Source organism: Lysinibacillus sp. SGAir0095, assembly GCF_005491425.1.
Lineage (GTDB): Bacteria > Bacillota > Bacilli > Bacillales_A > Planococcaceae > Ureibacillus.
This window is the reverse complement of the sequence record NZ_CP028083.1, coordinates 784,467-798,436: the sequence shown is the minus strand read 5'-3', so window position 1 is coordinate 798,436 and position 13,970 is coordinate 784,467. Positions and strand designations below refer to the sequence as shown.

The 13,970-nt window shown below is 37.8% G+C and carries 12 protein-coding genes; 3 read left to right on the top strand and 9 right to left on the bottom strand.

What is annotated here, in order from left to right:
* Window positions 1-138: 138 nt before the first annotated feature.
* The 6 genes from C1N55_RS04070 to speB form a co-directional block, all read right to left on the bottom strand.
* On the bottom strand, window positions 139-1,806 hold the full coding sequence (locus C1N55_RS04070) for an acyl-CoA dehydrogenase family protein (RefSeq protein ID WP_137727623.1): 1,668 nt from the start codon (window positions 1,804-1,806) through the stop codon (window positions 139-141).
* Window positions 1,807-3,309: a class I adenylate-forming enzyme family protein gene (locus C1N55_RS04065; protein WP_137727622.1), complete on the bottom strand. Its 1,503-nt coding sequence runs from the start codon at window positions 3,307-3,309 to the stop codon at window positions 1,807-1,809.
* Window positions 3,302-3,691: a MerR family transcriptional regulator gene (locus C1N55_RS04060; RefSeq protein WP_137727621.1), complete on the bottom strand. Its 390-nt coding sequence runs from the start codon at window positions 3,689-3,691 to the stop codon at window positions 3,302-3,304. The genes C1N55_RS04065 and C1N55_RS04060 overlap by 8 nt, the downstream gene beginning before the upstream one ends.
* 455 nt (window positions 3,692-4,146) lie before the next feature.
* Window positions 4,147-5,814: an arginine--tRNA ligase gene (gene argS, locus C1N55_RS04055; RefSeq protein WP_137727620.1), complete on the bottom strand. Its 1,668-nt coding sequence runs from the start codon at window positions 5,812-5,814 to the stop codon at window positions 4,147-4,149.
* Window positions 5,814-6,251: a YwiB family protein gene (locus C1N55_RS04050; protein ID WP_137727619.1), complete on the bottom strand. Its 438-nt coding sequence runs from the start codon at window positions 6,249-6,251 to the stop codon at window positions 5,814-5,816. The genes argS and C1N55_RS04050 overlap by 1 nt, the downstream gene beginning before the upstream one ends.
* Window positions 6,252-6,553: 302 nt before the next feature.
* A complete protein-coding gene (gene speB / locus C1N55_RS04045; protein WP_137727618.1) occupies window positions 6,554-7,426 on the bottom strand; it encodes an agmatinase in 873 nt (290 codons plus the stop codon).
* Between the two features lie 481 nt (window positions 7,427-7,907).
* Between speB and C1N55_RS04040 the strand changes: the two genes are divergently transcribed.
* Complete coding sequence (locus C1N55_RS04040) at window positions 7,908-9,971, top strand: transglycosylase domain-containing protein (RefSeq protein WP_137730532.1); 2,064 nt, start codon at window positions 7,908-7,910, stop codon at window positions 9,969-9,971.
* Window positions 9,972-10,359: 388 nt separating this feature from the next.
* On the opposite strand, the gene C1N55_RS04035 is transcribed toward C1N55_RS04040, so the two are convergent.
* On the bottom strand, window positions 10,360-10,881 hold the full coding sequence (locus tag C1N55_RS04035) for a YwhD family protein (RefSeq protein WP_137727617.1): 522 nt from the start codon (window positions 10,879-10,881) through the stop codon (window positions 10,360-10,362).
* 71 nt (window positions 10,882-10,952) lie between these two features.
* On the opposite strand from C1N55_RS04035, the gene C1N55_RS04030 reads away from it, so the two are divergent.
* Entirely contained in the window at window positions 10,953-11,138 is a 186-nt protein-coding gene (locus tag C1N55_RS04030; protein ID WP_137727616.1) for a 2-hydroxymuconate tautomerase, read from the top strand.
* A 110-nt stretch (window positions 11,139-11,248) separates the two neighbouring features.
* On the opposite strand, the gene C1N55_RS04025 is transcribed toward C1N55_RS04030, so the two are convergent.
* Complete coding sequence (locus C1N55_RS04025) at window positions 11,249-12,493, bottom strand: HD domain-containing protein (RefSeq protein WP_137727615.1); 1,245 nt, start codon at window positions 12,491-12,493, stop codon at window positions 11,249-11,251.
* Window positions 12,494-12,756: 263 nt separating this feature from the next.
* Window positions 12,757-12,981: a YuzB family protein gene (locus C1N55_RS04020; protein WP_137727614.1), complete on the bottom strand. Its 225-nt coding sequence runs from the start codon at window positions 12,979-12,981 to the stop codon at window positions 12,757-12,759.
* Between the two features lie 305 nt (window positions 12,982-13,286).
* Between C1N55_RS04020 and C1N55_RS04015 the strand changes: the two genes are divergently transcribed.
* Window positions 13,287-13,949: an RsfA family transcriptional regulator gene (locus C1N55_RS04015; RefSeq protein ID WP_137727613.1), complete on the top strand. Its 663-nt coding sequence runs from the start codon at window positions 13,287-13,289 to the stop codon at window positions 13,947-13,949.
* Window positions 13,950-13,970 lie beyond the last annotated feature (21 nt).

The following is a 13,970-nucleotide window of genomic DNA, read 5'->3' as shown; positions in this document are numbered from 1 at the left end:
TCCTCATTTAACGAAATCCGTACTACATCATACAGCCATTTTACTTTTTGGATCTTCCATCCGTCAATTCTTACTAACTTAATATGAATTATAAAATGAAAAAGAGCGCCATTTCAAAATGGAGCTCTCTTTTTAATATTAGATTATTTCATGAAAGTATTGGACCGTAATCATTGGATCACCTAGTTTACGCAGCTTCCAAGTTTCTTCTAGATATATCTCAGCTAGTTTTTCAAATTTCCCTCCGTGTTGACTTGCCCATTCAACAGCAATGACACTTTCATAAATAAGTGCCATTTTTTCCGCAATCCCTTTTGCTTCATAGGTTTGGGCAGCATCATCTAGAGTAATAAATAGCTGTAATTGTTTTTCAATTTCATTTAATTGATTTTCAACGATTTGTTTCAAGTTTGATGCCGGGATATCCTGTAATCTATTGTTCATTTCTTCAACAAAAAGAATGTGTGCTTCATATTTTTTAAATAAACGAATAACATCCAATGCTAAAATATTCGCTGTTCCTTCCCAAACCGTTAACACTTGTGCATCCCGTAATAATCTTGGTGTGACAAAGTCCTCGATATAGCCATTCCCTCCATGAAGTTCGATGGCCTCACTTGCAAATTTCACCGCTTGTTCTGCTGTTTCCTTCTTCAAGATAGCAATGTACAAACGATTTAAAATGGTTTCTTTCGAAGACCCCCTCCCCTGAGTAATACGATCATACTGTTGAATTAAATCAAATGTAGTAGCCACTTCCACATGTAGTTTCGCTGCAAATTTTGCTAAGGAATCCTGAATCATTGGATAATTTGTTAAGCTTTTGCCGAAAGCCTCACGATTTGATACATAATGCTTCGCTTCTAGAAATGCTCGTCTCATAATCCCGATGGAAGCAATGGCATTACATATTCTGGATAGATTTAAAGCTTCGAGCATATAGTAAATTCCTTTACTTGGGTCCCCAACAATATAGGCATGAGCTCCATCAAACTCAACTTCCCCGGATGGCACTGCTCGAACGCCTAATTTATCCTTTAATCGTCGAATTCGAAGTCCATTTACTGAGCCATCTTCTTTTTTCCAAGGTACAGCGAAAAGTGTTAATCCCTTTGATCCTGAGGGTGCGTTTGCTATACGGGCCAATACCATGGCCACCCCACACATCCCTGCATTTGAAGCAAAGTATTTTTCTCCATATAATCGATAGTTTTCGCCATCAAAACGGGCCTCGACCACATTTGCACCTACATCAGAGCCACCCTGACGTTCCGTTAAGAAGGTAGCCCCCTCAAATAATTCCACATCTCCCGTTGAACAGACATGCGGAAGGAAGCGTGCCCTTAATTCCTCACTTGCATAATGATCCAGTAAATAGGCTGTTGCCATTGTTAAAGTCACAGGACAATAAAAACCAGGTTCAGAATGAGAAAGCAAATAGCCTTGTGCAAAACTATAAACATAGTTTCCCTTTTTTCCCAACTGCGGAATTTCTTTATGGACATAGCCAACGATTCCTGTGTTATAGGATTGCTTGATGGTTTTTTTATACCCTTCATTGACCCATACTTCTGAAATTTCCTCTCCATAACGATTATAGCGTTTGAGGCGAGGCTCTCCTTCCCGGTCTGTATGCTTTGCCCGTTCATCAATTTCTCCAGCGACCAGCTCGCCAAAATCCTGCAATTCTCGCTTGGCATAATCTAAAAGCTGCGGCTCGAGCATTTGCTCTAGTATTTTATGAAGTGTCTCGTCATTTTCAAAAAAATTTGTTTCTCGCTTACTAATAGACTGTAAAACTTTCATTTAGTTCACCACCTGTTGCTTCAATTTTTGTTTTAGTATTTTTCCTGAAGCGTTTCGTGGTAATGCATCCACTTGTTCGTAAACCCTCGGAACTTTATATTTTGCAAGGTGTTCAGTTAAATAGTCTTTGAGCATTTCTTCTTCAATGGGCTTTTTTGCTGCAAAGACTGCTTTTACCGTTTCTCCCCATTCTTCATGAGGTACACCTATAACTGCAACTTCAAAGATGCCATCAAATTGAAGCATGCGGTCCTCGATTTCTTTTGGATAAATATTAACACCACCCGAAATAATGACGTCTTTCTTTCGGTCAACAATCCAAATATACCCGTCCTCATCGAATTGCGCTAAATCACCGGTTTTTACCCAACCATCAAGAAGTGCAGCCTTTGTCGCTTCTTCGTCTCGATAATAACCAACCATATTCCCTTCACCATATAAAATCACTTCACCGATTTCACCCGCTGCCACATCTTCACCATCTTCATTTATAATGCGAAGCTCTGTTCCAAAAGGAGCACGCTTTCCAATGCTTCCCGCCTTTTGCTCATGTTCATGATTAAACAATAAAGCTCCACTCGGCCCAGCTTCAGTTAATCCATAAACGCACATTAAATTATCCGTCTTAAAGGCTTGTTGAATAAAGTGGATTTCCTTTTCAGAAAGTGGTGCTCCACCATAAATCCACCATTTCATCGAGGAAAGATCAGCCCCTTGAAGTCTTGAGTGAGATGCCGTTACTAAATAAGCTACAGGTGCTCCAAAGAAATGCGTTGTTTTTTCATATTCAACTGAGTCAATCAACAAATCTGGCGTGAACGTAGGTGTTAGGACAAGAGTTGCCCCTACTAATACTCCTGACATTAAAAATAAATGCAATGGTGCAGAATGAGTTAATGGCATCATCAATAGAATGCGACTTTCCGGTTTCACTTCCATCTCAATTGCTATCATTTGCGAAACGGCTAGGATATTTCGATAGCTAAATAGAACGCCCTTTGGTTTACCAGTGGTTCCTGAAGTATAAAGGATTGTGGATAGGTCATCTTCCACTAGCTGACAATCAATAGGGGTACTCTCGCTTTCTGTTAAAAGCTGTGTGTAGCTTAACCATTCGTTGGTTGCCTCACCTGTTTTAATTTTTAAAGGGATCGTTGAGAGTTTTTCAACGGCTACGAAAATAGCTTCGTGTGCTAGAATGGCCTTCGCTTCTGAATGCTCGGCTACATATTCAACTTCTGACAGAGTAAACTTGGCATTAACAGGCACAACAATTCCCCCAATTCGTTGTACAGCAAAATAGCTTACAACAAATTCCAAAACATTTGGCATAAAAAGAATCACTTTGTCCTCTTGTTTTATTCCATGAGCTAACAATGCATTACTTAGACGAGTCACTTGATGATCCAACTCTTTATAGGAAACTCTTCTTCCGTGACAGATTACCGCTTCATTGTTTGAATATTTTCGGGCATTTCTCGCTAACAAATTGGAACTATTCATCAACTATCTCTCCCTTTAAATTCAATAATTTTTCGTAAAACTTTGCGTGCAATTCCTGTAATTCCATTTTCATCTGTACAAGCTCTTCTATTTTTGAGTCAATTTCTTTCATCTTTTGCTCGCCATATTCAACAGTCCGTTCTAATTGTTGTATCCCCGTCCGGTCGAGATCAAAAAGCAGCACCATCTCCTTAATTTCATCCAGCGAGAATCCATATTTCTTCCCTCGAAAGATGAGTTTTAACTTTGCTAGCTCCTTCTTAGAAAAGGTTCGCTGATTCGAAACCGAACGACTTGGACGAAGCAACCCAATCTCTTCATAGTATCTAAGTGTTCTAGTGGAGACATCAAACTCTTTAGCAACCTCCTGAATCGTTTTCACCCACTCACCCCTTCTTTTCCCAAATTATATCATTGACGTTAACGTAAACTTCAATAGAATTTATGTATTTAGTAGATTTTTTTATTTACGTTGTAGAATATTTTGAGTTTTCGCAATTACGAATAGTCGTGATTTTAACGAGAATGCCTCTTTTGAATAACTGACTCATTTTCTAAGATTCTATTAGAAATAAGGCTTCTCATGGTCAAAATCTACTGGAGCCGTACATGATTTGTCCAGGAGAACTCCTGCCCGCAATTCCGCATTTACCATTAAAAGCAAGATATCTTCGTTTGCTTTTCTTTAATTTTTACATATCCTTGTTGGTCCGTAAGCTCTCCTCCAATAAAGAGCTCAATTTCCCTTTCCTTCATCCCACTCCTTCAAACAAAAAAAATGACCCAACGAACGTTTATACAAACGCCCGATTAGGTCACTTTACTTACTTTTAAATTTTACATTTTCTCAGGTGCAGCAACGCCGATTAAACGTAATGCATTCGCTAATGTTACACGAACTGTATTGATTAATGCCAAGCGTGCTTCCGTTAGTTCTTTGTTCTCAGGGTTAAGTACTTTTTCTGCGTTGTAGAAGCTGTGGAATGCAGCTGCCAAGTCTTGAATGTAGTTGGCAACACGGTGTGGCGTGCGGTGTTTTGCCGCTTCTGCTACTACTTGAGGGAATGCACCTACTTTTTTCAATACATCCTCTTCTTTTTCTGCTGTTAACAGATTTAAGTTTTCTAATGTCGCTTTGAACCCTTGCTCATCTGCTTGACGAATAATTGAACAAATACGGGCATGAGCATATTGTGCATAGTAAACAGGGTTTTCATTAGATTGTGATACGGCTAAATCTAAGTCGAAGTCCATATGCGAGTCACAAGCCGTTTTGACAAAGTAGTAGCGCACCGCATCCAAGCCTACTTCTTCCACTAGATCACGCATTGTAACAGCATTCCCTGTACGTTTACTCATTTTATATTTTTCACCGTTTTTATATAGCTGTACCATTTGGATAACTTCAACTTCTAATTTTTCACGGTCGTATCCAAGTGCTTGAATCGCAGCCTTCATACGTGGAATATACCCGTGGTGGTCAGCACCCCAGATGTTGATTAATTTCTCGAATCCACGCTGAATTTTGTCTTCGTGGTAAGCGATGTCTGGCGTTAGGTAAGTGAACGATCCATCTGATTTAACTAATACACGGTCTTTATCATCACCGAATGTAGTTGAACGGAACCAAGTTGCGCCTTCTTCTTCAAACACGTGGCCATTCTCTTTTAGTTTATTTAATGCTACATCGATTTTGCCATTTTTGTATAATGACGTTTCTGAATACCAGACATCAAAGTTTACACGGAAGTTTGCAAGGTCATTTTTTAATTTATCTAACTCAAGTTTTAAACCATGTTCGCGGAAGAATTCAAAGCGCTCTTCATCTGACTTTTCAAGAATTGCCGCGCCAAATTCATCAGCTAATTTACCGGCAATATTAATGATATCTTGACCATGATACCCGTCTTCCGGCATTGCTGCATCCATTCCTAAAGCTTGCTTGTAGCGAGCTTCTAATGAATGTGCCAGGTTATTGATTTGATTACCCGCATCGTTAATATAATATTCGCGGGATACATCAAAACCGGCAAAGTCTAATACGTTACATAACGAGTCACCAAATGCAGCACCACGAGCGTGGCCTAGGTGAAGGTCACCTGTTGGGTTTGCTGAAACGAACTCGACCTGTACTTTTTCACCATTACCAGCTGCCGAACGACCATAGTTTTCACCTTGTTCTTTTACTGCTTTTACAACATCAGCAAGGAATGCTTTACGCACCGTGATGTTAATAAAACCTGGTCCAGCAATTTCTAATTTTTCAATTTCAGTACCCTCTGTTGCCATATTTTCTAAGATGCTTTCAGCAATGGCACGGGGTGGTTTTTTAGCTAATTTTGTTAGTTGCATAGCAAGGTTTGTAGCAAAGTCACCATTTGCTTTATCCTTTGGTGTTTCTAGATGGATAGTAAATTGTGTACCTGCTTCTACTAAACCTGATTTCTCAACAGCCGCTTGCAGGGCGTCTTTAATTGCTTGTTGCAATTGTTCTACTGCATTCATTATTGTACCTCCGAATAGTGTATTTCCAATGTGTATTTCCCTACAGATTGACCGCTAATAACGAGATCATACTGGACATAAAATTTTCCATTCATACTTTTCTCTTCGTTAAAATCATAGGATAAATGCAGGGTTTTCGTTACGATTGGCAGGGATCCATACTGTGTATCGTATTCCCCTATTTCATCTTGAATTACGTTAAATGGCAGACGCATTTTCACACCACCACCGCGTAATATAAGGGCCTGATCATTTCCCATCTTTACTGTTGTACGAATTTCTTTTTCCTCAAGTTGTTCTACATAACGCAGATAGCTCTTTCCTGACTTTTTCACAAGAGATCCGTCTAACCACATTTCGTAGTTTTCTTTTTCTCCATCTATCGGTAAAATTGTGGAATTCAATTTTATTTTAACTTTTGTTTCTTCCATACTCATTGAAGAGGACCGCTCCTTGGCTAGCATTACTATATATAACCTTATTATTATAGGATGAATTGGTGAATTTTATCAAGATACAACTATAAATAGTTCCATCTAATATTTACACTTTCTAAAAAGTTGAGTCTCACTCAAAATAGGCTCCGTATGCTTCATTTATTTCCCATAATCCATCAAAATTAGAATATGATTTGCAAATACTAAAAAGGCATGGACACATTTTATAATGGTCCATACCTCTATAACTTGATTACCTTTGATTAGAGATTAAACGCTCATGAAATTCCATCAAAAGTTATTTACTTTACCCAACCAAGAATCATTTCACGTAAAAGCTTCGCTGCAGTGTTTACCGTCATTTCTGAGTGGTCGTAAATTGGTGCTACTTCTACAAGATCGAAACCTACTACGTTTACGCCACTGCGAGCGATTTCGTGGATAGATGCCAGTAATTCTTTTGAAGTGATTCCACCGCAGTCTACTGTGCCAGTTCCTGGTGCGTGTGCTGGGTCTAACACGTCAATATCAATTGTTACGTATACATTACGACCGGCCAATGTTGGCAACACTTGTTTAAGTGGTTCCAATACTTCAAATGGTGAAATGTGCATACCATTTTCCTTAGCCCATTCGAATTCTTCTTTTAAACCAGAGCGAATACCAAATGAATAGACATTCTTTGGTCCGATTTGATCTGCAATTTTACGAATTGGCGTAGCATGTGAATATGGCTCGCCTTCGTAGTCTGTACGCAGGTCTGTATGTGCATCAAAATGAATAATGGCTAGGTCATTATACTTTTCATATACCGCTTCCATAACAGGTAGAGAAACTAAATGCTCGCCTCCCATCCCGATTGGCACTTTGCCCTCTGCTACTACTTTTCTAACAAAATCTTTGATTTCTTTCAATGACTTTTCCGGGTTCCCAAAAGGAAGTGGAATATCTCCCGCATCAAAGAATTTTACATCATCTAATTCACGATCTAAATATAAGCTATATTCCTCTAGCCCAATCGACACCTCACGAATACGTGTTGGGCCGAAACGAGAACCAGGACGGTAGCTTACTGTCCAGTCCATTGGCATTCCGTAAAGAACAGCTTTTGATTCCTCGTAATTGGGATGGCTTTTAATAAATACATTTCCTGCATAAGTTTCATCAAATCTCATTTAATTCACCTTCAATTCTTTTTTTCAAACCAAAAAATTCATTCTGCATGAGTTCCCTAAAGCTCCAATGTCTAAAGGAGCATCTTTGAGTTTCACTTTATCATATTTTGTCGATAAATTGTTCAACTCAAACTGGTATTTGGCCAGTTTTTTCATTACATAACTTTTCATTTACCAATTAAATTGCATGGTTTTATTAAAAATGCCATCTTATATCATGAAAATCTCAACTCGTAGGTCTTTTGAAACTTTTTTCGACTTATTTCGTATATGATATTGTGAATGGTTTAATCTTCGTATATCCATTTTACTAACCATAATTCTCAATTTAATCAGGAATTTCATCAGATTACAGCTACTTGAAAAAGTATAGATAATTTTAGACAAGTTGCAACAGTTTTTTTACGTATAAATTCGATTAAAGGTTACTTTTCGAGTCTATACTATGGATAGTATAAAAATGAAGTGGGGTGAAATGCGGATGAAACGTGAAAGCTATAGACGACAGAGAAAACGAAAAAAATGGTTGAAGTACACGACCTTTACTGCAGTTGCTGCGATATTTGCAGTTGTTGTTGGGCTTATTGCTTTGCGTGTATATGCTCAAATTGCTGGTGCTCCACCATTAACTGTGCCTAAAGCATCCGTGTTTTTAGATAATAATGGAAACAGAATAGGTGATTATCTCTCTTCTGAAAGGCGTTATTGGGTGGAATTAGACGAAATCTCGCCATATTTAATAGATGCAACAATCGCTGTTGAAGATAAAGACTACTATGAGCATAATGGCTTTGATTATTCACGTATCGCCAGTGCACTTTTAACAGATTTGAAAACACAAAGCATGGCTGAAGGTGCGAGTACCATCAGTATGCAATTGGCTCGAAATCTTTACTTAACACTTGATAAAACATGGACAAGGAAAATCCAGGAGGCGTTATATGCATACCGATTGGAATTGTTCTATAGTAAGGAAGAAATTTTGGAGGGTTACTTAAATACTGTTAACTATGGCCATGGAATGTATGGGATTGAAGCCGGAAGCCGCTATTACTTTGGCAAATCAGCGAGTGAATTAACTTTAGCTGAATCCGCCTTATTGGCAGGGATTCCGAAAGGTCCAAGTATCTACTCACCTATTAACAATTTTGAAAAAGCAACGGATCGACAAGCTGTTATCTTAGGGTTAATGGACAAGCAAAAATACATTTCAGCTGAGGAAAAGAGTCGCGCAAATGCGGAAGAAATCATATTAAAAAATGAACAATGGACTGCGACTAAATCCATCGCACCTTACTTCTTGGATGTTGCATGGCAAGAAGCTTCAAAGATTTTGGAAAAAGAGAATCTTAATATTCGTGAGGGCGGCTGGTCCATTAAAACGACTTTAAACCAAGCACATCAAATAGCTGTTGACGAAGCTATAGAGAAAAATATGCCAGATAGCGATTTGCAGGTCGGCTTTGTCAGTATGGATGTTAACAGTGGACAGGTTACAGCTTTAGTTGGTGGCCGGAATTATGAAGATAGCTCCTTTAACCGTGTTACGCAAGGCGTACGTCAACCCGGCTCTTCAATTAAGCCATTTTTATATGCAGCTGCCCTAGAAAATGGATTTTCACCACTTACTTTTTTAGATGTAGGCGAGACAATTTTTACCTATGACAATGGTCGGGCTACGTATAAGCCTCAAAATGTAAATGGACAATTCGCTGACGGCCAAATGTCTTTAGCACAAGCGATTGCAATATCGGATAATATCTATGCTGTTAAAACTTTAGAGGAAATCGGATACGACTCATACCGGGATGTATTGGAGCGTTTTAACCTAAACTTTTCCGAGGCGAATAACCCTTCAATCGCTCTTGGTACAACAGAGAATTCACTATTTGATTTAACTAAAGCTTATAACACAATTGCTAATGGCGGGAAAGAAACTAAGCCTACAACAATACTTGAAATCAAAAACGCAGATGGCGAAGTTGTATATGAATACAAAAAACCTAAGAGTGAACAGGTTATTTCAGAAGAAAATGCCTTTTTACTAACAGATATGATGACAGGTATTTTCGATCCAGTGTTTAGTGATTATTCTCCTGCTACCGGTGTTTCCTTGCGCCCTCGTATGACACATACGTATGCTGCTAAGTCTGGAACTACGGTAAGTGATCAGTGGTTAGTGGGCTATACACCAAGCGTTACTGCTGGTGTATGGAATGGATATGATCAAGGCAAGACCCTCTCGGTACAACAAGATATGGCTGCTTCTAAACAAGTCTGGATTGATTTTATGGAAGCGATTAATAAGGGGACATCTAACGAAAGCTTTGAAGCCCCAAAAGGTGTAGAAAAGGTAATGATCGATATTGAAACAGGAAAACTTGCAACGGATGCTTGTCCTAAACAGAGAATGGTTTACGTAAAATCAGAAGACATTCCAAAAGAGAAATGTTCATCGTTTGAATTCTTTGATGAAGATTCGTGGAAGGACTTCCTAGACCTATTCCCATTTGAAGCATTTAAAGGGTTCTTTAACAAATATTAAGAAAAAAGCTCTTTCTTGATTGGGATATTACCCACTATCAAGAAAGAGCTTTTACTATTAATTAGTAAAAATTGGTATATTAATATAAAAAAATATCGATTTCCTAAGTAAATCGATTTTTATGGCAAACGAAAGTATGAGATTCATGGGGCATCCGGCTTGGGATGTTTCAAATGCCGCATAAGTCTCAAACATTTCGTTCAGCCAAGTGTCCTAGCTTACTATTTAAGCTTAGTTTCAGTGTACTTTTTTTCAAACTTAGTTTCAATAACGGATTAAATCTAATTTCGAAATGTCACATTTTGTTCAAATTTAGCAGCCACTTTTCACTAAAAACTATTGACTAAATATTATTTCCGAAACACGTTTCCATTTGAGATACTACTCATTATTTATTTAGGGTTAAATCGTTTCGAAGCTGCTCCTCGCTTCTTTCCCACATTTCTAAGTTGTGACTTTTCAAAAAGTCTGCCAGTACTTCCTTCGATACATCATCCATGTGATCCACAATGATTTTACGTTTCATGGATTTGTCCATTTTATTGACATGGTCTGCCAAAATCTTATACCCACGGCGTTTTTCTTTGTTTACGACCATTTCACAGGCTGTTACTCCAGCAAAATACGGCCCACTTTCTTTAAAATCTATCGTTACCCAAACTAGCCAGTAAGGTTTTCCTCCTTCAGAATCCTCACGATTTGTGGTAAATTTAACTCGACGCTCTACTTCACTTTTTGCATGCATCGCACCAATATCAATAAATGCGTTTCTTTCTTCTATATCAATAAAAACTGGCGATACATTCTCTAAGGATAGCGAACCGATACCAAAGCCTTTATGTCCATCTGTTGGGTCATTTTTAATGATGGTAAAGCCCATCTTTTGTTTTGGTTTTTCTTCATTTGCCATATTGTCAATCCCTCCATATAAGCCTATTATAAAGAATATACACTAATTTTATCCACTTGGGAGGATGTAAAATGCCAATCGTAACTGTAAAATTACTAGAAGGTCGTAATGACGAACAGAAAAAAGCTTTAGTGGAAAAAGTAACTGCAGCTGTTGTAGAGACAGTTAACGCAAAACCAGAAGCTGTAACCATCGTCATTGAAGAAATGGCTAAAAACCATTACGCAAACGGCGGGGTACGCGCTTCCGATAAATAATTATCTGTATTAGAATCTATTACATTTTGTCCATTCGTTGGACATTGTGTAGAGATTCTTTTTTTTACAAGCTAATTTTCCTTACTGCTTTTTTCAAATTCATTTACTTCCTAACCCCCGATTTCTTTCGGGTAATAGACCTTATAATCTGTTTTAATCTTTGTGGCAATTGTTGCAACAATATGCGACTGATCCGACAGTTCACGAATCTCACCTGTAGGCATCTCTAAATAAATCGGGCTTTTCGATGAGATGCCTGGTCGATACATATCATAAGGTAAATCTGACGTAGAATCCGGCCTGATATAATATTCTGGGTCTAAACCTATGGATTTTACTTGCTCCACAAGCCATGCGTAACGTTCAGGCTCCTCTTCAGGATTTAAATCGATATGCTCAAACAGATCGCGATTCACAAAGCGTCTGCATAAATCACTTAGAATAGCATCATTCTCTTCCATCCAAAATTGGAAGTAGGTAAGCATAATGCTCTCATCTAAATCCAGATACTGCTTTAATGAATTATTATTTTCGAAAAACGGCTTAAAATGAACTGGCTCAAATTTAAACGAATACCCTTCTTCACTTAATCGTTTTGCCCGTTTTAATATATTATTTAAGATTGTCTCCGCACTTCGAGATACCGGGTGAAAATAGATTTGCAAGTACATTTGATAGCGGGACATAATATAGTCCTCTACTGCATGCATGCCACTGGCTTTAATGACTATGATGTCCTTCCGAGGGCGCATTACGCGTAAAATTCGCTCCATATCAAAATGACCATAGCTCACACCTGTATAATAAGCATCCCGCTGTAGATAATCCATTCGATCCGCATCGATCTGACTGGAAATTAAACTGACTACTTGTTGATTGGTATAGTTTTTATCGATCACTTGGGCTATTCTTTCCGGGAAGTCCTTTGATACCCGCGATAACACCTCATGAATTTCAGTATCCCCTAATAGCACCATTCTCGTGTATTCTTCATGGTTTGTGCCGAAGACATTTTCAAAGGCATGTGAAAAAGGACCATGTCCAACATCATGCAATAGTGCCGCACATAAAGCTAAAAGTCGTTCGTTATTATCCCATTCAGGTCGACCCTGGAAAATATCGTCCACAATGCGTCTAACAATTTCATAGACACCTAGTGAATGATTAAAACGACTATGCTCTGCCCCATGAAACACTAGAAAAGTAGTTCCTAATTGTCGAATTCTCCGTAATCTTTGGAACTCTTTCGTAGCGATTAAATCCCAAATCACTTGATCTCGTACATGAACATAGCCATGCACTGGATCCTTAAACACTTTCTCTTCAACTAACTTAGCACTCGCATAATCTTCCATAAGTCCGCACCTCACTCTCTAATACTTACTTCTTATTATATGGGAGTTTTCAACGAATTACATCAAACTCCTTCTAAAATACTAGAAATTGAGTATAGCCTTGCGATCTTCCAATCTTAACAAAGGAAAGTTAATCAAATTTTAGGAAACTTTAACTGAAATACTTTCCAGAAGTGATTCTATCTTGATTCGTTTTATATTCATCTATCGAATTCAAAAAAAACTACCTTCTCTTTACTAGAAGATAGCTTTATTGGAAATATTTATTTTTTTAATTTTGCTATTACTTTATCCATTAACTCTTCTTCAGTTAATGCATTTACTGGTCTACCATTTACAAAGGTAAATGTTTTTTTGCGTCCTGGACCACAATATGAATGACAGCCAATTTCAATCGTTGCTTCTGAATCTAATTCTTTTAACTTAGGAATTAACGTTTTTAAATTTACGGCCTGACATTCATCGCAAACTTTAAATTCGTTTGCCATTTTGCCAACAACCCTTTCTTTAGATAGTATTTTTAGCTATTAGTTTGAAATCTATTTTACCGATATACTTTTTTAATCTAACAGATATTTTAGCCTATAAAAACTGTCCTCATCAAGTAAAAACAATATTTACCGGTCTGATTCAGATATTTATCTATAAAAATCCTTTTATCTTTTTTCACTTAGAATAATAAAAAAAGACGAATTTCATATAGAGATTGAAAAATTTTGAATAAAATTGGAACTTCTTGGACATGATAGGTTATGAGCAAACAAAACTATGAATTTTCCAGGAGGTTTAAAAAATGGTCAAAGTAAGACAAGATGCTTGGTTAAAAGAAAACGATGAATTATTAGCAGAAGCTGTTATTAGACATGTTAAAGAAGGAAGTACACAGTTAAATGCCTTTGAGGAAGCGGGTGATGCATTAAATCGAACTGCCGCTGCATGTGGTTTCAGATGGAATGCTGTTGTGCGCCGTTTATATGAAAAAGACTTGGCTGAAGCAAAAAAAGAAAGAAAAGAAAGAATGAGAGTATTAGGAATCAACGGTAGACGCCGTACACAAGGTGTTTATTTACTGCCAAATAGTAATCAACCAACAGAAGAAACGAAATCGATTCCATTATCAGCTCTTAATCTAGATATCGTTATTGCTTACTTACTTCGTTTACAACACCAAGGTGGAAACGATATGGAAGCTACAAAATGGCGACATATTGCAAATACATCGACAGAAAAAATAAAAGAATTAGAACTTCAACTACACCGACTAGAACAAGAGAATAAAGAAATTCGCGAAGATTATGAGCAATTCGTGCAAATTATGAATCGTGCTCGTAGATTAGTAACACTAGATGAAGATGACAATCGTGTTGCTCCTGTATTTAAAATGGAGAAAAACGGTAACCTTGTTGCAAACTATTCAACTGGTAGCGAAAAAGAAAACGTGGATGTGCCGCATTAAGCACATTCACGTTTTTCCTTT